This is a genomic window from Streptomyces sp. R-07, assembly GCF_049913175.1.
In the GTDB taxonomy this organism is placed as follows: Bacteria; Actinomycetota; Actinomycetes; order Streptomycetales; family Streptomycetaceae; genus Streptomyces.
Genome location: NZ_CP183978.1, coordinates 3,376,676 through 3,396,419, shown reverse-complemented (window position 1 = coordinate 3,396,419; position 19,744 = coordinate 3,376,676). Strand labels below are relative to the sequence as shown.

At 71.2% G+C, this 19,744-nt stretch carries 20 protein-coding genes; 12 read left to right on the top strand and 8 right to left on the bottom strand.

Annotated features, from left to right (window positions below):
• The first annotated feature begins 81 nt into the window (after positions 1-81).
• Complete coding sequence (locus ACN9M0_RS15320; protein ID WP_366038386.1) at positions 82-1,011, top strand: DMT family transporter; 930 nt, start codon at positions 82-84, stop codon at positions 1,009-1,011.
• On the opposite strand, the gene ACN9M0_RS15315 is transcribed toward ACN9M0_RS15320, so the two are convergent.
• Together ACN9M0_RS15315 and ACN9M0_RS15310 are read right to left on the bottom strand one after the other, a co-directional pair.
• Positions 914-1,798: a LysR family transcriptional regulator gene (locus ACN9M0_RS15315; RefSeq protein WP_366038387.1), complete on the bottom strand. Its 885-nt coding sequence runs from the start codon at positions 1,796-1,798 to the stop codon at positions 914-916. The genes ACN9M0_RS15320 and ACN9M0_RS15315 overlap by 98 nt on opposite strands.
• A complete protein-coding gene (locus ACN9M0_RS15310; RefSeq protein WP_399698508.1) occupies positions 1,798-2,205 on the bottom strand; it encodes a PLD nuclease N-terminal domain-containing protein in 408 nt (135 codons plus the stop codon). The genes ACN9M0_RS15315 and ACN9M0_RS15310 overlap by 1 nt, the downstream gene beginning before the upstream one ends.
• 89 nt (positions 2,206-2,294) lie before the next feature.
• On the opposite strand from ACN9M0_RS15310, the gene ACN9M0_RS15305 reads away from it, so the two are divergent.
• From ACN9M0_RS15305 to mqnE, 5 genes are all read left to right on the top strand, one after another.
• Positions 2,295-3,752 (top strand): menaquinone biosynthesis decarboxylase, encoded by a 1,458-nt coding sequence (locus ACN9M0_RS15305; RefSeq protein WP_366038389.1) that lies wholly within the window; start codon positions 2,295-2,297, stop codon positions 3,750-3,752.
• The gene (mqnP, locus tag ACN9M0_RS15300) at positions 3,749-4,651 is read left to right on the top strand and encodes a menaquinone biosynthesis prenyltransferase MqnP (RefSeq protein WP_366038390.1); all 903 of its coding nucleotides are present in this window, start codon (positions 3,749-3,751) and stop codon (positions 4,649-4,651) included. The genes ACN9M0_RS15305 and mqnP overlap by 4 nt, the downstream gene beginning before the upstream one ends.
• Before the next feature lie 30 nt (positions 4,652-4,681).
• The gene (locus ACN9M0_RS15295) at positions 4,682-5,356 is read left to right on the top strand and encodes a UbiX family flavin prenyltransferase (protein ID WP_366038391.1); all 675 of its coding nucleotides are present in this window, start codon (positions 4,682-4,684) and stop codon (positions 5,354-5,356) included.
• Between the two features lie 247 nt (positions 5,357-5,603).
• Positions 5,604-6,059, top strand: a complete 456-nt coding sequence (locus ACN9M0_RS15290; RefSeq protein WP_017241016.1) for an Lrp/AsnC family transcriptional regulator — start codon at positions 5,604-5,606, stop codon at positions 6,057-6,059.
• 48 nt (positions 6,060-6,107) lie between these two features.
• A complete protein-coding gene (gene mqnE, locus ACN9M0_RS15285) occupies positions 6,108-7,271 on the top strand; it encodes an aminofutalosine synthase MqnE (protein ID WP_366038392.1) in 1,164 nt (387 codons plus the stop codon).
• 48 nt (positions 7,272-7,319) lie between these two features.
• Here the strand turns inward: mqnE and ACN9M0_RS15280 are convergent, their stop codons facing one another.
• Entirely contained in the window at positions 7,320-8,186 is an 867-nt protein-coding gene (locus ACN9M0_RS15280) for an AraC family transcriptional regulator (RefSeq protein ID WP_366038393.1), read from the bottom strand.
• 95 nt (positions 8,187-8,281) lie between these two features.
• The gene (locus tag ACN9M0_RS15275; RefSeq protein ID WP_366038394.1) at positions 8,282-8,815 is read right to left on the bottom strand and encodes a GNAT family N-acetyltransferase; all 534 of its coding nucleotides are present in this window, start codon (positions 8,813-8,815) and stop codon (positions 8,282-8,284) included.
• Between the two features lie 135 nt (positions 8,816-8,950).
• Between ACN9M0_RS15275 and ACN9M0_RS15270 the strand changes: the two genes are divergently transcribed.
• The 4 genes from ACN9M0_RS15270 (at position 8,951) to ACN9M0_RS15255 (ending at position 13,834) form a co-directional block, all read left to right on the top strand.
• Complete coding sequence (locus ACN9M0_RS15270; protein WP_366038395.1) at positions 8,951-9,217, top strand: DUF4229 domain-containing protein; 267 nt, start codon at positions 8,951-8,953, stop codon at positions 9,215-9,217.
• A gap of 368 nt (positions 9,218-9,585) precedes the next feature.
• Positions 9,586-10,902 (top strand): dicarboxylate/amino acid:cation symporter, encoded by a 1,317-nt coding sequence (locus tag ACN9M0_RS15265; protein ID WP_366038396.1) that lies wholly within the window; start codon positions 9,586-9,588, stop codon positions 10,900-10,902.
• 358 nt (positions 10,903-11,260) lie between these two features.
• On the top strand, positions 11,261-11,845 hold the full coding sequence (locus ACN9M0_RS15260) for a TetR/AcrR family transcriptional regulator (protein ID WP_426405302.1): 585 nt from the start codon (positions 11,261-11,263) through the stop codon (positions 11,843-11,845).
• A gap of 108 nt (positions 11,846-11,953) precedes the next feature.
• Positions 11,954-13,834 (top strand): AMP-dependent synthetase/ligase, encoded by a 1,881-nt coding sequence (locus tag ACN9M0_RS15255; protein WP_426403769.1) that lies wholly within the window; start codon positions 11,954-11,956, stop codon positions 13,832-13,834.
• Positions 13,835-13,837: 3 nt separating this feature from the next.
• Here the strand turns inward: ACN9M0_RS15255 and ACN9M0_RS15250 are convergent, their stop codons facing one another.
• The 3 genes from ACN9M0_RS15250 to ACN9M0_RS15240 form a co-directional block, all read right to left on the bottom strand.
• Entirely contained in the window at positions 13,838-14,491 is a 654-nt protein-coding gene (locus ACN9M0_RS15250; RefSeq protein WP_366038397.1) for a pyridoxine/pyridoxamine 5'-phosphate oxidase, read from the bottom strand.
• Positions 14,488-15,756 (bottom strand): FAD-dependent monooxygenase, encoded by a 1,269-nt coding sequence (locus ACN9M0_RS15245; RefSeq protein ID WP_426403768.1) that lies wholly within the window; start codon positions 15,754-15,756, stop codon positions 14,488-14,490. Before ACN9M0_RS15245 ends, ACN9M0_RS15250 begins: the two co-directional genes overlap by 4 nt.
• 110 nt (positions 15,757-15,866) lie before the next feature.
• The gene (locus ACN9M0_RS15240; protein ID WP_426403767.1) at positions 15,867-17,030 is read right to left on the bottom strand and encodes a thiolase C-terminal domain-containing protein; all 1,164 of its coding nucleotides are present in this window, start codon (positions 17,028-17,030) and stop codon (positions 15,867-15,869) included.
• Between the two features lie 106 nt (positions 17,031-17,136).
• Here ACN9M0_RS15240 and ACN9M0_RS15235 point away from each other — a divergent pair, with 106 nt between their 5' ends.
• Together ACN9M0_RS15235 and ACN9M0_RS15230 are read left to right on the top strand one after the other, a co-directional pair.
• Entirely contained in the window at positions 17,137-18,306 is a 1,170-nt protein-coding gene (locus ACN9M0_RS15235; protein ID WP_426403766.1) for an acyl-CoA dehydrogenase family protein, read from the top strand.
• A complete protein-coding gene (locus ACN9M0_RS15230; protein ID WP_426403765.1) occupies positions 18,307-18,777 on the top strand; it encodes a nitroreductase family deazaflavin-dependent oxidoreductase in 471 nt (156 codons plus the stop codon).
• A gap of 270 nt (positions 18,778-19,047) precedes the next feature.
• Here ACN9M0_RS15230 and ACN9M0_RS15225 read toward each other — a convergent pair whose 3' ends face one another.
• On the bottom strand, positions 19,048-19,695 hold the full coding sequence (locus tag ACN9M0_RS15225) for a TetR family transcriptional regulator (protein WP_041129739.1): 648 nt from the start codon (positions 19,693-19,695) through the stop codon (positions 19,048-19,050).
• Positions 19,696-19,744 lie beyond the last annotated feature (49 nt).

Below are 19,744 nucleotides of genomic sequence, written 5' to 3'. Positions count from 1 at the left end.
GGCCCCGCCGATCGGCCTCATCGGGAGGACGCCCCACTGGCTCGTGGACCGGGACTGGCCCCCGTTCGTACCGTCGTGGTCATGAGAAACGAGACCAGGGGAACCGTCGAACTCACCCTCGCCATGGTGCTCTCCGGCACCCTCGGCGTCTTCGTCGTCGAGTCCGGGGCTTCGCCCTTCGAGGTGGTGTTCTTCCGGTGCCTCTTCGGGGCTCTCGCGCTCGGGGCCTACAGCCTCGTCCGGGGGTTCTTCACCGGCCACGGGTTCACGCCGAAGAAGCTGGGACTCGCCGCCCTCGGTGGCGTGTTCATCGTCTTCAACTGGGTGTTCCTCTTCGAGGCGTACGAGGCCACCTCGATCTCGCTCGCCACCGTCGTCTACCACACGCAGCCGTTCTTCCTCGTGCTGCTCGGAGCGGTGTTCCTGCGGGAGCGGATCTCCGCCGGCAAGCTGGGGTGGCTCGCGCTCGCCTTCGCCGGGCTCGTCCTCGTCTCCGGCGTACGGCCCGGGGACACCGCCTCCCTCAAGGGGCTCGGGTTCGCGCTCGCCGCCGCCGTGCTCTACGCCCTCGCGACCTTCGTCACCAAGCGGATCACCGGCGTGCGGCCCCATCTGATCGCACTCGTGCAGGTGCTCGTCGGGCTGCCGCTGCTGCTGCCCTTCGTCGACTTCGGGCGCGTCGGCGGGATCGGGGGCGGCTGGGCCTGGCTCGTCGGGCTCGGGCTCATTCACACCGGGCTGATGTACGTCCTCATGTACGCCGCCTACGCCAAGCTGCCCACCGCCAAGATCGCCGTCCTCGCCTTCACCTACCCCGCCGTCGCCATGGGCGTCGACTGGGCGGTGTACGGGCACCACATCGGGCTCGTCCAGGCGCTCGGCGTCCCGCTGATCGTCCTCGCCAGCCTCAAGGTCACCCTCGCTGCTCGGACACCAGCCGCCGCGCCTGCTCCACGAACAGCCGGACGTGCGCCGGAAGCCGCTTCCCCCGCCGCCACGCGAGCTGCGTGAAGAGGGTGAAAGGGGCTTCCCAGGCCAGCTCCGTCAAAGCCCCGCTCGCCAGCTCCTCCGCGACCGCCACCCGGGGGAGGAGCGCCACTCCCAGGCCCGCGGCCACCCCCCGCTTCGTCGCCTCGATCGTGCCGAACTCCATGAACGGCGGCGCCCACTCCCGCAGCTCCCGCTCGAACAGGTCGCGGTACGGGCAGCCCGGCTCGGTGCCCACCAGCTGCGCCCCGGCCAGGTCCGCGCTCGTCAGGTCCGTACGGCCGACGAGGGGATGGGCCGGGCCCGCCACCAGGACCAGCGGCTCGGGCGCGAGGACCTCGGACTCCAGGCCCTCGTGCTCGGTCTCCGGCTCCATCAGGAAGCCGACGTCGTACGTGCCCTGCCGCAGCGCCTGCCGGGTCTCGTCGCCGAGTGTCGGCCGCAGCGTCAGCCGGACCTTCGGGTAGCGGTGGTGGAAGTACTCCAGGAGCGGCGGCAGCCGGTAGGAGGTCAGCGACTCCATGGTGCCGACCGCGATCGGACCCGAGGGTTCCTCGGTGACCGCCACGGCCGTACGGGCCTCCTCCGCCAGTTCCGCCATCCGGCGGGCGTACGGCAGGAGCCGTTCGCCGGCCTCGGTGAGGCGGATGCGGGAGCCGAGCCGCTCGAAGAGGTCCACGCCGAGGGAGGACTCCAGGGCGCGGATCTGGCCGGTGACGCTGGACTGGGCGTAGCCGAGCTCGGCGGCGGCCCGGGTGAAGGAGAGGACGTCGGCGACCTTCTCGAAGGTGGCCAGGAGCCGCAGCTCCATCAGCTCTCGCTGTCCTTGTCCTCGCCGAGCTCGCGCTTCTTCAGTTCCTCCTCGCGGCGGCGCAGGTCCGCCTCCCAGTCCTTGAGGAGGGACTCGTCCTTCACGTCCTGAGAGGACGCAGCCTCCTCGCGGAGGGACTTGAGGAACTCCGGGTTGTCGTCCGGGGCGACCCACTCGTGGCGGTGGTTCCGGTGCCATTCGCTGGGCGTACGGCCGCCGGCCGGGGCGTGGCGCATCTTGCCGGCCGCGAACCACACGATCGGGCCCACGATCCAGAACAGCAGGATGATGATGACCCAGACCACCTTGGGCAGGTGCTTGGCCTCGTCCTCGGGGGTGTTCAGGCAGTCGATGAAGGCATAGATCGTCAGCGCCAGCGGCAGGATGTACATCAGTGCCCTGAGCATGTGGGACAGCCCCCTGGAAGCAGCGGCGGGGCCGGTTGCGGCGGCCCCGGTGACGAGCCAAGCCTAGCCGGTGACCGATACTGGCCCCTATGGCTTACGACGATCTCCGCTCGCTGCTCAGGGCCCTGGAACGCGAAGGCGACCTCAAGCGCATCAAGGCCGAAGTCGACCCGTACCTGGAGGTCGGGGAGATCGTCGACCGGGTGAACAAGGCGGGAGGTCCCGCGCTTCTCTTCGAGAACGTCAAGGGCTCCTCGATGCCCCTCGCGATGAACGTCTTCGGCACCGACCGCCGGCTCCTCAAGGCCCTCGGCCTGAAGTCGTACGGCGAGATCAGCGAGAAGATCGGCGGGCTCCTCAAGCCGGAGCTGCCGCACGGCTTCGTCGGGGTCCGCGAGGCCTTCGGCAAGCTGGGCTCGATGGTCCACGTGCCGCCGAAGAAGGTGAAGGCCGAGAACGCCCCCGTGCAGGAGGTCGTCCTCACCGGCGACGACGTCGACCTCGACCTCCTCCCCGCGCTCTTCACCTGGCCCAAGGACGGCGGCTCCTTCTTCAACCTGGGGCTCACCCACACCAAGCACCCCGAGAGCGGCGTGCGGAACCTGGGGCTCTACCGGCTCCAGCGGCACGACAAGCGCACCATCGGCATGCACTGGCAGATCCACAAGGACAGCCGCAACCACTACGCGGTGGCGGCGGCGAAGGGCGAACGGCTGCCGGTCGCCATCGCCTTCGGCTGCCCGCCGGCCGTCACGTACGCCTCGACGGCGCCGCTGCCCGGCGACATCGACGAGTACCTCTTCGCCGGCTTCGTGCAGGGCAAGCGGATCGAGATGGTCGACTGCAAGACCGTCCCGCTCCAGGTCCCGGCGCAGGCAGAGGTCGTCGTCGAGGGCTGGCTGGAGCCCGGCGAGATGCTGCCGGAGGGTCCGTTCGGCGACCACACCGGCTTCTACACCCCGCAGGAGCCGTTCCCCGCGCTGAAGATCGACTGCATCACGATGCGGAAGCGTCCGCTGCTCCAGTCGATCGTCGTCGGCCGGCCGCCGACCGAGGACGGGCCGCTCGGGCGGGCGACGGAGCGGTTCTTCCTCCCGCTCCTCAAGATCATCGTGCCGGACATCGTCGACTACCACCTGCCGGAGTCGGGCGGCTTCCACAACTGCGCGATCGTCTCGATCGACAAGAAGTACCCGAAGCACGCGCAGAAGGTCATGCACGCCATCTGGGGCGCGCACATGATGTCGCTGACCAAGCTGATCATCGTGGTCGACAAGGACTGCGACGTGCACGACCTGCACGAGGTCTCCTGGCGGGCCCTCGGCAACACCGACTACGCCCGTGACCTGACGGTCGTGGAGGGCCCGGTCGACCATCTCGACCACGCCTCCTACCAGCAGTTCTGGGGCGGCAAGGCCGGCATCGACGCCACGAAGAAGCTGCCCGAGGAGGGCTACACCCGGGACGGCGGCTGGCCGGACATGGTGGAGTCGGACCCGGCGACGGCGGCCCTGGTGGACCGCCGCTGGAAGGAGTACGGGCTGTGACGACCGCGGCTGTACCGGGCGCCCAGCCGGGGCGTACGAAATCGTTCCTGCGGCTCGTGATGATCGAGCACTCGGTCTTCGCGCTGCCCTTCGCCTACATCGCCTCGCTCACCGCGATGTTCCAGCTCGACCGGAACATCCACTGGTGGACGCTCTTCCTCGTCACCGTCTGCATGGTGGGCCTGCGGACCTTCGCCATGGCCTGCAACCGGATCATCGACCGCGAGATCGACGCGCGTAATCCGCGGACGGCCGGGCGCGAGCTGGTGACCGGCGCGGTGTCCGTGCGCTCGGCGTGGACCGGGGCCGGGATCGCCGTCGTCGTCTTCCTCGGCGCCGCAGCCCTCCTGAACCCGCTCTGTCTGGCGCTCGCGCCGCTCGCCGTCATCCCGATGGTCGTCTATCCGTACGGCAAGCGGTTCACCAACTTCCCGCACGCGATCCTGGGCCTCGCCCAGTCCATCGGGCCGATCGGGGCCTGGCTCGCGGTGACCGGCGAGTGGTCCTGGGACGCGGTCGTCCTGGGCCTCGCGGTGGGCGTCTGGATCGGCGGCTTCGACCTGATCTTCGCCTGCCAGGACGTGCAGGCGGACCGGGTGCACGGCGTCATGTCGGTCCCGGCCCGCTTCGGCGTGCCGGCCGCGCTGTGGGGCGCCCGCGCCTCGGCCGTCGTGACGACGGGGCTCCTCGTCTGGTACGCCCTGGCGACGGACGCGGGCCTCTTCTTCTGGGTCGGTCTGGTGATCGTGGTCGTCGCCTTCGGCTACGAGCACACGATCGTGAAGCCGCACGACCTGTCGCGCCTGAACAGGGCGTTCTTCACGACGAACGGGTTCATCGGGATCACCTTGTTCGTGTGCGCGCTGCTCGACCTGCTGGTCCGCGGGCTCACTCCGTAGGCCCGGCGGATGGCGGATAGGCTCGACGGCATGAACGACGGCAAGCGCATCCCCTGGATCGTGGGTGTTTCCGGGGCGTCGGGCACGCCGTACGCCGCCGCCGTGCTGAGGGGGCTGCTCGCCGCGGGGGAGAGCGTCGACCTCGTCGTGTCGCGGTCATCGCGGCTGACGCTGCTCGACGAGACCGGGATCTCCTTCCGGGACGCGCACTGGCGCGAGGACCTGGCGGCCTGGCTGGCGCGGGGCGCGGACGGGAAGCCGGACACCTTCGACGCCTCGGGTCTCCTGGACGACGTGCGGTACTGGGCTGCCGGGGACCTGGGGGCGGGGCCGTCCTCCGGTTCGTACCCGGCGAAGGGGATGCTGGTGGTGCCGGCCTCGACCGCGGCGGTGGCGGGAGTGGCACTCGGGCTCTCGAAGGACCTGCTGCAGCGGGTCGCGAGCGTGACGCTGAAGGAGCGGCGTCCGCTGGTGGTCGCGGTGCGGGAGACCCCGCTGAACGGACAGACGCTCAAGCACATGGTGACGCTGGACGAGGCGGGCGCCGTGGTGCTGCCCGCCTCTCCGGCGTTCTACGCGGGGGCGACGCACATCCAGGATCTGGTGGACTTCGTCGCCGGGCGGGTGCTGGACGCGGCGGGAGTGCCGCACCAGCTGTACCGCCGGTGGGAAGGAGAGCTGGGTGCGGCTCTCCGGGCTGATTAGCGCTTCTTGGCGCGCTTCTTCGCGGCGCGCCTCGAGGCGGCGGTCGGCTGGTGGGCACGCGAGCGGTTGGCCAGGTCCTGCAGCTCGCGCATGCGTGCGTAGGCCATCTCGATCGTGTACACGGTGAACACCACTCCTGAAAGATCGTCTTTGATCTGCTGAAAGATTCACAGGGCGTCTCCCCTGTGTACCTTAGATTCTATACCTAAACTCGCGGTATCGCTGGACAATGGAAGGCTTCATACCTATGGACGCCGTGGACAGGCAGCTCATCCAGGCTTTGCGCGAGAACGGCCGTGCCTCGTACGCCGAGCTCGGCCGGCTCGTCGGGCTCTCCGGCCCCTCCGTCACCGACCGCATCAACCGTCTCGAGGCCGCCGGTGTCATCACCGGCTACCGCGCCACCGTCGACGCGGCCTCGCTCGGTCTCGGTGTCACCGCCCTCATCGGCATCTCCCTCTCGGACGCCGCCGACCACGAGGACGTGGCCCGCCGCCTCAAGGACCTGGCCGAGATCGAGGACTGCTGGTTCATCGCCGGCGACGACTCCTTCATGCTCAAGGTGCGCGCGAACGACGTCGACGGCCTGGAGAAGACGATCCGCCGGCTCTCCGGCACCAAGGGCGTCTCCCGCACCCGTACGACGATCGTGCTCTCCACCAAGTGGGAGAACCGGGTCGGGGAGCTGCCTGAGGAGGGCTGAGAGTACGGTGGGCAGAGCTTGATTCGGAGACAAAAGGGAGGCGGCCGTATGGACGCGGGGCTCAAGCGGGAGCTGGAGCAGAAGGTCCGGGACGGTGAGCGGCTGAGCCGTGAGGACGGCATCGCCCTGTACGAGTCCGACGACCTCGCCTGGCTCGGCGGTCTGGCCCACGAGGTCCGGACCCGCAAGAACGGCGACGTGGTCCACTTCAATGTCAACCGGCATCTGAACATGACCAACGTCTGCACCGCCTCCTGCGCCTACTGCTCCTTCCAGCGCAAGCCGGGCGAGAAGGACGCGTACACCATGCGCATCGAAGAGGCCGTGCGCCTCGCGAAGGCGATGGAGAACGAGAACCTCACCGAGCTCCACATCGTCAACGGGCTCCACCCCAACCTGCCCTGGCGCTACTACCCGCGCTCCCTCTCCGAGCTCAAGAAGGCCCTCCCGAACGTCTCCCTCAAGGCGTTCACGGCCACCGAGATCCACCACTTCGAGACGATCTCCGGGATGTCCGCGTCGGACATCCTCGACGAGCTGATCGAGGCCGGTCTGGAGTCCCTGACCGGCGGCGGCGCCGAGATCTTCGACTGGGAGGTCCGGCAGCACATCGTGGACCACCGCACCCACTGGGAGGACTGGTCCCGGATCCACCGGCTCGCCCACGAGAAGGGGCTCAAGACCCCCTCGACCATGCTCTACGGGCACATCGAGGAGCCGCGCCACCGCGTGGACCACGTGCTGAGGCTCCGTGAGCTCCAGGACGAGACCGGCGGCTTCCAGGTCTTCATCCCGCTGCGCTACCAGCACGACTTCGTCGACATGCAGGACGGGAAGGTCCGCAACCGGCTCCAGGCGCGCACCACGATGGCGACCGGCGCCGAGGCCCTGAAGACCTTCGCGGTCTCCCGGCTGCTCTTCGACAACGTGCCGCACGTCAAGGTCTTCTGGGTCATGCACGGCGTCCAGACCGCGCAGCTGGCGCTCCAGCACGGCGCCGACGACATGGACGGCTCGGTCGTCGAGTACAAGATCACGCACGACGCCGACAACTACGGCACGCCGAACAAGCTGGGCCGCGAGGACCTGCTCGAACTGATCCGTGACGCGGGCTTCCGGCCGGTCGAGCGGAACACGCGGTACGAGATCATCCGCGAGTACCCGGGTCCGGACGCGGACCGGCGCGAGTCGCCGCAGGCGATGCGGTTCTGACGCCGTGGACGGAGGAAGGGCCGGCGGGATCTCCCGCCGGCCCTTCTCTCATTCCCCGGTGCGCTCCACCGGGATCCACAGCTCCGCCCGTGCGGTCGTCCAGTCCGCCGAGGGCAGCACGCTCAGCAGCTCGGGGCCGGGGCGGCTCGCGTACGGGTTGGACGGGAACCACTGGGTGAAGACGTCCCGCCACAGGTACTGGAGCGCCTGCGGGTAGGGGCCCTCGTTCTCGAAGACCGCCCAGGTGCCGGCGGGCACGTCGAGCGCGTCGAACTCCGCCGGGACCCCGGCCCCGCTGACGACCCCGTGCCAGTAGTCGAGTTCGGCGCCCTCCTCCCGGCTCTCCGTGAGGTGCGTGACCACCGAGACGATGCCCGCGGGCTCCCCGTCCGAGAGGCGGGCGAGCCGGGCCAGGGCCTCCTGGCCGATGGACCTGATGTGCGCGGCGATCGCCGGGTTCTCCCCCTCGTGGACCAGGGGGACCCGGGCCCCGCGCCCGATGACCCGGAAGTCTTCCTTCTCCACGACCCTGTACCGCATGGTGCTGTTCCCTTCGACGACGAGGCGGAAGGACATGCGCGGCTGGGCGGCGAGCGCGGCGCCGGTGCGGCGGGCCTCGCCGGGGCCGACTCCGTGCACCGCGCGGAACGCGCGGGCGAAGGCCTCCCCGGAGCCGTAGCCGTACCGGACCGCGATCTCCAGGAGCGTCCGCTCCCCGGCGAGGACCTCGGCGCCGGCGACGGTGAGCCGCCGGCGGCGCACGTACTCCGACAGGGGCATCCCCGCGAGCGCCGAGAACAGGCGCCGGAAGTGGTACTCGGAGGTGGTCGCGATCCGGGCGAGCTCGGCCGGGTCGAGGTCGCCGCGGAGGCGCTCCTCGATGTGGTCGAGTGCCTGGTTGAGCCGGTCCAGCACGTGGTCCGTCCTTCCTTTTCCGTGTCTTCACCGTAGGAAGGACCACCGGGCGCGGACCCGACATCCTGTGCCCGGTCCGGTCGGGTCACGTCAGGTCACTTGAGGGGGAGCAGCATGATGATGTCGTCGCGGTCGTCGCCGGGGGCGACCCGGATCGCGTCGGGGACGCGGCCGACCTCCTTGTAGCCGGACCGGGCGTAGAAGCCGTCGACGCCGGTGCCGCCCCGGCAGGTCAGCCGGATCGCCTCGATGGTCTCGAAGCCCTCGGCGGTACGGGCGGTGTGCTCGACGGCCGCCATGAGGGCGCGGCCGTATCCGCGGCCCTGGTGCCGGGGGTGGACCATCACGGTGTACAGCCACACCCAGTGGGTCATCAGGGGGTGGGTGTTGAAGGTGAAGAAGGCGGTGGCGGCGACCCGGCCGTCCTCGTCGCGGCCGACGAGGAGGCGCGTGCCGCCCTCGGCCATGGCGACCAGGTGCCTGAGCAGCGCGGGGCGTATCTCCTCGGGGGTCACGGGGGGTACGAAGCCGACGGCGCCGCCCGCGTTGGAGACGTCGGCCCAGAGGGAGAGCATGCCGTCGCGCAGGGCGGGGTCGACTGCCGGGTCCACCTCGAAGGTAAGGGTCATTGAGGCAGCCTATCTATTACTTTTACGGTGCTCAAGAGGCCCGGTCCCAGGGTGGCCGCCGCCGCGTGCTTCACTGGATGACGCTCGTCCCTCATGGGAACTTTGGGATCTTTCGGAACGGAAGAGTGGACTGACATGCTCCGCTACACGCTGATGCGGCTCGGGATCTTCGCCGGGTGCTTCCTCGCCCTGTGGGGTCTCGTCTACGTCGGCGCGCTGCCGCGCGGTCTGGGCGACTCGAACCTGCTCTGGGTCCTCGTCCTCTCCATCGTCGTCTCCGCCCCGCTCAGCTTCGTGCTGCTGCGCAAGGTGCGGGACGAGGCGAGCGCCGAGGTCGTGGCGAGGGTCGACCGCGCCAAGGGCCGGCTGGACGCCAACCGCTCCCAGGAGGACGCGCTGTAGGCCTCGGCCTGCACATAAGGGCTGCGTAAGCTTCCTCACAGACATTCACCCCGGGCAGGGCCTTCCAAGGCTCCGGCCTGGGGTGTTCTGCGTTTCGGAGGTGAAAGGCCGTCCGTTCGCCCCAAAGAATGGCTTTGAGGTTCTCAAAGTTCAAGTGTTAACGTGTTCGACATGAAGACAGCAGTGCGCCCCTCTGATGCCGCGAGCACCCCGCTCGTGGCGCGCCTGCACGTCGATCTCTGCCGCTGTATGTCCGCGGTCTGTTGCCGTCAGCTCTGACCCGGCATCATGCAGCGGCCCGCGTGAACAGCGCGTGTGTGCCGCACCCCCGTCCCGTATTCCCCGATACGCACCTGTGGAGTGTGTCTGTGTCCGCGTCCGCGACCACCCCCGAGTCGAAGTCCCCGGCTTCCTCCCGCATACCCAAGGTCCCCTTCTGGGTCCAGATCATCGCCGGTCTGGCCCTCGGCGCCCTCCTCGGCTGGGTCGCCCGCAGCCAGGACGTCGCCTGGCTGAAGGAGACCCTCGGCCAGATCGGCGACATCTTCGTCCAGCTGCTCAAGCTGGCCGTCGCGCCGCTCGTCTTCTTCGCGATCCTGGTCTCGATCACCAACCTCCGGAAGGTGAACAACGCCGCCCGGCTCGCGACCCGCACCCTGCTCTGGTTCATGATCACCTCGCTGATCGCGGTCGGCATCGGCCTCGCGATCGGCCTGATCACCAACCCGGGCGCCGGCACCGGCCTCACGCCGAAGGACGGCAAGCTCCCCAAGCACGAGGGCTCCTGGATCGACTTCCTCACGGGCATCATCCCGACGGACGTCATCACGCCCTTCACCGAGCTGAACGTCCTCCAGATCGTCTTCATGGCCGCCGTCGCCGGCATCGCAGCCCTCAAGCTCGGCGACCGCGCCAAGCCGATCCTCACCCTCTCCGAGTCGGTCCTGGAGCTCCTCCAGAAGGCCCTGTGGTGGGTCATCCGCCTCGCCCCGCTCGGCACCGTCGGCCTCATCGGCTTCGCCATCGCCGACTACGGCTGGGACCTGATCGGCAAGTACGCGACCTTCACCGCCGACATCTACGTCGGCTGCGCCCTGGTCCTCTTCGGCGTCTACCCGCTGCTGCTCGCCACGGTCGCCAAGGTCAACCCGCTCCAGTTCTACAAGGGCGCCTGGCCGGCCATCCAGCTGGCCTTCGTCTCCCGCTCCTCCGTCGGCACCATGCCGGTCACCCAGAAGGTCACCGAGCGCCTCGGCGTCCCGAAGGAGTACGCCTCCTTCGCCGTCCCGTTCGGCGCCACCACCAAGATGGACGGCTGCGCCGCGATCTACCCGGCGCTCGCCGCGATCTTCATCGCGCAGATCTTCGACGTGCAGCTCGGCATCGGCGACTACCTGCTGATCGCCTTCGTCTCCGTCATCGGCTCCGCGGCCACCGCCGGCCTCACCGGCGCGACGGTCATGCTCACCCTGACCCTCTCCACCCTGGGCCTCCCCCTGGAGGGCGTCGGCCTCCTGATGGCGATCGACCCGATCCTGGACATGGTCAGGACGGCCACGAACGTGGCGGGCCAGGCCCTCATCCCGGTCATCGTCTCCGCCCGCGAGAAGATCCTGGACCTCGGCAAGTACGACACCGTGACGGCGTCCCCCGTGGACGAGCCGCAGCCCGTACTTGCGGCCTGACGTCCCGCGTCCGTACCGCCGCGTGCCCTCACCCGTGATCCGGGTGGGGGCACGCGGCGTTCGGCGGGGTCTGCGAAGCCGGGGGATGCCGAGTTCCCGGCCCTTGAGATCCTTGCTGATCCGGACGTGGATCCCCACACGCTCCGGCTTGGCCACGTCCCACCCCTGGTCACGGAAGACGCACCCGTGCTCTGGCAAAGGTGCATACGTGTCGCGCGGTTACGGCCGTCCCTGTACAGGTGCTTGTCTCGGCGTAGGCTTTCGCGGGGCATCCAGTGGATCTTGGAAGCAGGGGTGGGGCGCCGTGGCCGGTGGGGCGAAGGCGCGGCGGTTGCCGCGGCAGGTGCGGGAGCGGCAGATGGTGGACGCGGCCGTGCGGTGCTTCGCCCGGCAGGGGTACCAGACGGCGTCCATGGACGGGATCGCCGAGCTCGCCGGGGTCTCCAAGCCGCTGGTCTATCTCTATCTGGGCTCCAAGGAGGAGCTGTTCACCGCCTGTATCCGGCGGGAGGCCCAGGCCCTGCTCGGGGCCGTGGCCGCCGGGGTCGGGGGGTCGGAGGTGCCGCCCGACGAGCGGCTCTGGGCGGGGCTGCTCGCCTTCTTCACGTACGCCGCCGAGCACCCCGACTCGTGGGTGGTGCTGAGCCGGCAGGCGCGGACGCAGGGGGAGCCGTTCGCCGGGGAGGTGGCCCGGATGCGGGACGAGATCGTGGCCTTCGTGGCGGGCCTGATCGGGGAGGCCGCGGAGGCGGCGGACGGGGTCATCACCGGGCGGGACGTGGACGCGCTCGCGCAGGCCCTGGTCGGCTCCGCCGAGTCGCTGGCCAGCTGGGCGAACGAGACCCCCGGGGTGACCGCGAAGGACGCCGCCTCGACGCTGATGAACTTCGCCTGGGCCGGGCTCGGAAACCTCATGAAAAGCGAGCGCTGGTCTCCCCGTTGAGCCTTACCGCGCAGTAAGGTTACCGGCTAGTCAAACCAGTTGACCCACCGTAGCGAGCAACGTATCGACGCACGACCTCAGTTCATCACGCAGACCGAGGAGCCGCACGTGTCCGTCGTCACCGCCGCATCCGGGACCGAGCCGGTCGAGCCGCAGAAGGTGCTGGTGGACGGGCGGGTGCGGGAGGTCTCCGTGCCCGCGCTCGTCCCCCGGGTGGCCCGCGGCTCGCTCGCCGACCTGCCGTACGACAACGCCCGGCAGGATCCCGAGGCCGTCCTCTTCTCCCGGAAGGACGCGGCCGGGGCATGGCAGGACGTCACCGCCGCCCGGTTCGCCGCCGAGGTGCACTCCGTCGCCAAGGGGCTCATCGCCCACGGCCTGCGCCCCGGCGACCGGCTCGCCCTCATGGCCCGCACCACCTACGAGTGGACCCTGATCGACTTCGCCGCCTGGGCCGCCGGGCTCGTCACCGTCCCCGTCTACCCCACCTCCTCCGCCTTCCAGACCCGCTGGATCCTCCAGGACTCCGGCGCCGCCGCCTGCGTCGTCGAGGACCCGGAACAGGCACGGCTCGTCTCCGCCGAGCGGCGGCAGCTGCCCGGACTCGCCCACCTCTGGGCCCTCGACACCGGCGCCGTCGACCAGCTGCGCAAGGCGGGCGCGCGGGTCGCCGACGAGGCCGTCACCGCCCGCCGGGGACTGCTCACCCCCGCGACCCTCGCCACCCTCATCTACACCTCCGGCACCACCGGCCGCCCCAAGGGCTGCGCCCTCACCCACGCCAACTTCTTCGCCGAGGTCGACAACGCCGTCCGGCTCCTCCACCCCGTCTTCGTCTCGGAGAGCAAGGAGCCCCCCGCCACCCTGCTCTTCCTGCCGCTCTCCCACGTCTTCGGACGGATGGTCGCCGTCGGCTGCGTCCGCGCCCGGGTCCGGGTCGGGCACGCGCCCTCCGTCGAGGGCGAGGAGCTCCTCACCGACCTGGCGGCCTTCCGGCCCACGTTCCTCCTCGCCATCCCGTACGTCCTGGAGAAGGTCTTCAACAAGGCCCGCGCCACCGCCGAAGGCGGCGGGAAGGCCGCCGCCTTCGACCGGGCCGCGCGGGTCGCCCGCCGGTACGGGCAGACCTCCTCGCCCTCGCTCGCCCTGCGGACCGCGCGGGCGCTGTACGACCCGCTCGTCTACCGGCGCATCCGCAGCGCGCTCGGCGGCCGGGTGAAGTACGTGATCTGCGGCGGCTCCCCGCTCGGCGCCCGGCTCGCCGAGTTCTTCGCGGGCGCCGGCGTCGAGGTCTTCGAGGGGTACGGCCTGACGGAGACCACCGCCGCCTCGACGGTCACCCCGCCGCGCCGGCCGCGCACCGGGACCGTCGGCTGGCCGCTGCCGGGCACGGCCGTCCGGATCGCCGACGACGGCGAGGTCTGGCTCAAGGGCGGTCACGTCTTCGCCGGCTACTGGGACGCGCAGCGCGGGGTGGCCCTGCCGTACACCGACGACGGCTGGTTCCCCACCGGGGACCTGGGCTCGCTCGACGCGGACGGCTATCTGCGGATCACCGGCCGCAAGAAGGACATCCTCATCACCTCGGCCGGCAAGAACGTGGCCCCGGCCCCGCTGGAGGACTGGCTGCGTGCCCACCCGCTGGTCGCCCAGTGCATGGTGGTCGGCGACGACCGCCCGTACGTCACGGCCCTGATCACCCTGGACCACGAGGGCCTGACGCACTGGCGGCGGATGCGGCACAAGGACCATCTGGCGCTCTGGGAGCTGGCCCGGGACCCGGAGCTGCTCGCCGCGCTCCAGCGGGGGGTGGACGACGCCAACCGGCTGGTCTCGCGGGCCGAGTCGATCCGCGACTTCCGGGTCCTGACCACCGAGTTCACGGAGACCTCCGGGCATCTGACGCCGTCCCTGAAGCTCAAACGGCGGGCGGTGCTGCGGGACTTCGCCCGCGACATCGAGGAGATGTACGGAGCGGGGGCCGAGTAGGGCTCACGGCCAGAGGAGTTCGCGGGTCCAGCCGTCGGTCGTGCGGCGGTAGCGGAGGCGGACGTGGCGGCGGCGGGCGTCGCCCTGGAAGAACTCGACCTCGGCCGGTTCGACGACGTACAGGGTCCAGGTGGGGGCGGGGGCGTCCGGCTCCGCCTCGGCCCTGCGCCAGGCCGCCGCGCTCGCCTCGGCGAGGGTCCCGGGGGAGTCGAGGACCTCGCTCTGCCGGCCCACGAGCGCCGAGGCGAGGGCGCCGGTGGTGCGGGCGTGGAGGTCCTCGTACGCCTCCTCGGGGGTGCCGGTGGTGACGGGGCCCCGGATCCGGACCTGGCGGCCCTGGACCGGCCAGTAGAAGCCGAGCGCGGCCTCGGGGCGGGCGGCGAGCTGGCGGCCCTTCGCGCTGGTGGCGTGCGAGGCGAAGTGCCAGCCGCGGGCGTCGGCGTCGTGCAGCATCACCGTGCGGACGTCGGGCCTGCCGTCCTCGTCCGCGGTGGCCAGGGAGAGGGTGTGCGGCTCGGTCTGGCCGGCCGCGACCGCCGAGGTGAACCAGTCGTGGAAGAGGGGGAGCGGCTCGGGCGGGGCGCTCGCCGGGTCGAAGGACGGCAGCTCGGTGTCCCAGACCCGGAGGGAGCGGAGGGCGTGGTGGAAGTCGGTCATGCGGTCACGGTAGGGCGTGTGGCGGCCGGGGTGCCGGTGGTGTCGTAGTTCTCGATCGGGACCGCGTTCGCCGCCGCCTGGATGCCGTCGCGGATCTTCTTCGCGATGAGGTTCTTCCAGGGGGTCTTCGGGAGCGTCCGGACCATGAACATGCGCAGGGCGATCTTCCACTTCGAGCCGACGGTCATCTCCTTGACGAAGCCCTCGGCCATCTTCTGGTTCTGCTCGACGCCCGGCCGCATGCGCTGCTCGTAGCGGGCGAAGGCCACGGTGTGGTCGCCGCCCGCCCGGGCCAGTTCGCCCGCCAGGACGTAGGCGCCGATGAGGGCGAGGCCGGTGCCCTGGCCGGAGGCGGGGGAGGAGCAGTGGGCGGCGTCGCCGAGGAGGACGACACGGCCGGTGGACCAGCGGTCCATCTCGACGAGGGACATGGAGTCGAGGTAGAAGTCGTCGGCCCGGGCCGCGTGCCCGAGGAGCCGGGGGATCTCCCAGCCGTCACCCGTGAAGCGGTCGGTGAGGGCGCGCTTCTGGGCGGTGACGTCCCGGGGGTCGTGGGGGAGTTCCGGCGAGGAGAAGATGAAGAGGTTCTTGGCGTCGGTCTCGCCGGCGGAGCTGTAGACGCAGACCAGCTTCCCGGGGAGCGCGTGGTAGGTCTCCCAGCGGTCCAGGCCCAGGTGGTTGGGGGCCGTGAAGATGGAGATGTACGCGCCGAGGTGGCGCTTGAAGCGCTCCTCGGGGCCGAAGGCGAGCTTCCGGGTGTTCGAGTGGAGTCCGTCGGCGCCGACGACCAGGTCGAAGCGGCGGACGGTGCCGCTCTCGAAGGTGACGGTGACGCCCTCGGCGTCCGCGGGGTCGTCCGCGATGTCGGCGATCGAGTCGTCGAAGAGGTACTCGACGTCCTCGCGGGTCCGGTCGTAGAGGATGCGGGCGAGCTCGCCGCGCATGATCTCGTCGTCCTCCTCGACGCGGCCGCCGAAGATGTCGGCGGGCAGTTCGCCGATGGTGCGGCCGGCGGTGTCGACGTACGAACCGCCGCGCATGTCCGTGGACTTGGCGCGGATCTCGTCGAGGATGCCCATCCGGCGGCAGACCTCGATCGCGGTGCCGCGGATGTCGACCTTGTAGCCGCCGGTGCGCAGTTCGGGGGCGCGCTCGACGACGGTGGGGGTGAAGCCGTAGCGGTGCAGCCAGAGGGCGAGGGCGGGGCCGGCGATCGAGGCGCCGGAGATCAGGACGGTCTTGGCGGTCTTCGTGGCGGCGCTCATGGCAGGACTCCTTGTCGGGTGTCTGCGGGCCGTTCCCCTGCCCGCAGACATGACTATACGGATGTCCTACACGGCTGTCTATGACGCTTGTATAGATTCTTTGGCGGGGGTCAGCCGCGGCCGAGCACCACCGTTCCCGAGGAGCAGAACCAGCCCCCCGTCCCCGAGGCCACCGCCAGCTCCGGCAGGGAGCCGTCCGGCCGGCGCACCTGGAGTCCCGGCGCCTCCCCGCGCAGCTGCCGCACCGCCTCCACCAGCAGGAACAGCCCCCGCATCCCCGGGTGGCAGGCCGAGAGCCCGCCGCCGTCCGTGTTCACCGGCAGCCGGTCCTTCTCCTGGACGAACGCCCCGCCCTCGCCCTTCGCACAGAAGCCCAGGTCCTCCAGGGTCACCAGGGTCATGTAGGTGAAGGCGTCGTAGATCTCGGCGAGGTCGACGTCGGCGGGCCGGACGCCCGCCCGTTCGAAGGCCAGCCGGCCGCTGACGGCCGCCGGGGAGACCGTGAAGTCCTCCCACTCGGACATCGTGGTGTGCGAGACGTGCTCGCCCGTGCCGAGCACCCAGACCGGGGCCTTGCGGCAGTCCTCGACGTACTCCTCGGCCACCAGCAGCACCGCGCAGCCGCCGTCGCTGCGGATGCAGCAGTGCAGCTTGGTGAACGGGTCCGCGATCATCGGGCCGTCCAGGACGTCGTCGACGGTGATCGGCTCGCGGAACATCGCCTCCGGGTTGAGCGCCGCGTTCGCCCGTGCCTGCACGGCCACCTCCGCGAGCTGCTCCAGGGTCGTGCCGTACTCGTGCATGTGACGGCGGGCGGCCATCGCGTACTTGGCGATCAGGGTGTGCCCGTACGGGACCTCGAACTGGAGCGGGCCGCGCGCGCCGAAGGAGAGGTTCGCGGTGCGGCGCCGCGCCCGGATGTCGGCGCGGGCCGTGGAGCCGTACACCAGCAGGACCGCGTTCGCGTGGCCGGCGGCGATCGCGTCGGCGGCGTGCGCGGCCATGACCTCCCAGGTGGCGCCGCCGACGGCGGTCGAGTCCACCCAGCGGGGGCGCAGGCCCAGATACTCGGCGACCTCGACGGGGGCGAGCGTGCCGAGGCCCGCCGACGCCAGGCCGTCGATCAGGGAGCGGTCGAGGCCGCTGTCCGCGAGGGCCCGCCGGGCGGCCTGGGCGTGCAGGGCGTAGGGGGTGGCCTCGTCGACCCGGCCGCAGTCGGAGAGGGAGACGCCGACGACGGCGACGCGGCGGGAGCTGCGTGTGGTGGTGGGCATGAATCTGACGGTACATCAGATTCTCTGAATCGGGACCGGCGCCTCTCTGGGCAACCGGCCCCGCACCGCCCTAGCATGACGCACCGTCAGATACGGAGGGAGCTCCATGGACGCCGATGCCGCTGCGCTCAACGCCCCGAAGGTGGAACCGCCCGCAGACCCATCGGCGGAACCGCCACCGCCCGTGATCCGGCACGCCCTGCGCGAGCTGCTCGCCGAGCGGGCCGGGCCGGACGGGAGCCGGGCCGCCGCCACCCCCGAGGGGTACGACACCGCACTCTGGGCCCACCTCTCCGGCACCCTCGGCCTCGCCGGCCTCACCCTCCCCGAGGAGTACGGAGGCGCCGGCCGCGGCCCCGCCGCACTCGCCCCCGCCTGCGAGGAGACCGGCCGCGCCCTCGCGCCCTCCCCGCTCCTCGCCACCACCGTCCTCGCCGCCCCGCTGCTCGCCGCCCTCGGCGCCCCCGCCCAGCGCGCCGCACTCCTCCCGCGCCTCGCCGACGGCGGCCTCACCTGCGCCCTCGCCGTCCCCGCCGGCCTCGCGCTCGCCCTCGGCCTCACCGGAGACAACACCGACGGGGACTGGTCGGGCGGCGGCCGGGCCGGCGGCATCCAGGCCGCCCGCGCGGCGGACGGCGGCTGGCGGCTCTACGGCGAGGCCGCCCAGGTCATCGACGGACACAGCGCCGGACTGCTCCTCGTCGCCGCCCACGCCGGCGGCTTCGCCCGCAGCCGTACGCTCCTCTTCCTCGTCCCCGCGGACGCTCCCGGCCTCGTACGGACCCGGCAGCCCGCCCTCGACCCCACCCGGCCCCTGGCGACCGTCCAGTTCCGGGACACCGGGGCCGAACTCCTCGGCGAGGAACCGGCCGACGTCCTCGGCGCCCTCGCCGCCACCGGCCGTACCGCCGCCGTCATGCTGGCCGCCGAGGCCGTCGGCGCCGCCGCGGCCGCCCTCGGCCGCGCGGCCGGGCGCCTCGGCTCCCGCGAAGGCTCCCGGCACCGCCTCGCCGACCTCTCCGTCCAGGTCGGGGCGGCCCGCTCCCTGACGTACTGCGCGACCCGCGAACCCGACGGCGGGCCGCTCGCCCTCGCCCACGCCCTGGAGGCGCTGCGCGCCACCGCCGGCGAGTGCCTCCAGCTCCACGGCGGCGACACCCGGGACGACCTCTGCTTCAAGCGGGCCGTCTCCGACGAGCTGCTCTTCGGGCCCGCCCGGCGGCTGCGCGCGCGGGCCGCGGAGCGGACCGGACTCTTCGGAGAGGAGGCGGCGTAGATGCCCGCCGGACGAAGGCTCGTGCAGAAGATGTCCTCGACCCGGACCTTCGCCAAGGTCGCCCCGCACGTCATCCCGGCCATGGACCGGGCCGTGCACCGGCTGACCAGGGGAAAGGTGCTGCTCAGCGCGCAGATGCTGCCCGGGGTGATCCTCACCGCCCGGGGAGCGAGGAGCGGGCAGCCGCGGGTGACCCCGCTGGCCTGCATGCCGGAGGGGGACAGCCGCTGGCTGCTCATCGGCTCCAACTTCGGCCGGCCGGGCCACCCGGCCTGGACGGCGAACCTGCTCGCCCATCCGGACGTGGAGGTCAACTGGCGGGGCGAGGACGTACCCGTACGGGCGGAGCTGCTCGCGGGCGAGGAGCGGGCGGCGGCCTGGCGGGCGGCGCTGGAGTTCTGGCCGCCGTACGCCACGTACCAGGCGCGGATCGAGCGCGAGATCCGGCTCTTCCGGCTCACGCGGAGATGACGCGGAGGCCGTCCTGACCCGGAGACGGGCCGGATACGTCCTGACCCGGAGATGACACGGAGACGGCCGTCGTGCCCGGACACGGCGCGGAAGCGGCCGTCGTGCCGGACGCGGCGCGGAGACGGCCGTCGTGCCGGACGCGGCGCGGAGACGGCCGTCGTGCCCGGACACGGCGACGCCGACGGCGGTCCCGCTCCGTGTCCGGGGGAGCGGGCCGCCGCCGGCGTCGGCGACAGGACGGGTGAAGGAGTCTCGACTCTCCGGACGGTGCTATCTGGTCGGCTTCTTGCCGGTGATGCCGAGGTGTACCAACAGGGCGAGGTTCGGCTTGAGTTCGGCCTGCTTCACGCCCCAGGTCTGGAAGCCCTTCTGGTGGCCGGCGACCGAGGCCAGCATCGCCACCAGGGAGCCGGCCATCGCGGCGGGGCTGACGTCCTTGTCGACCTTGCCCTTGGCCTGGAGCTCCTTCACCGCGTCCGTGAGGGAGTTGGTGACCGAGTTCAGGATCTTCATGCGGATCTTGTAGAACCGCTTGTCGCCCTCGGCGGCGCCGAGGTCCACGACCCGCAGGATCGCGTCGTGTTTCCGCCAGAAGTCCAGGAAGCCCTCGACGAGTTCCTCCGAGGTCTGCCAGCCGGCCTTGCCGACCCAGGAGCGGCCGGAGACCAGCTCGGTCAACGCGGCGCCCTCCTTGGCCATTTCCTCCGCGATCTCGAGGACCGCTCCCTCGACGTCCGGGAAGTACTGATAGAACGTCGCGGGTGAAGTACCCGCCTTCCGGGCCACATCGATGACCTTGACGTCCCGGTAGGGCGAGGAGCTGAGCATCTCACCGAGGCAGTCGAGCAGCTTCTGCCGCGTCGCCTGGCCGCGTCGTCCGGCCACGCGGCCGTCGACGGTGCGTACTTGTCCTGTCATGCCGTCAGCTTACCGAGGGGGGATCGGCGCGCGATTCGGCCGAGTGCAA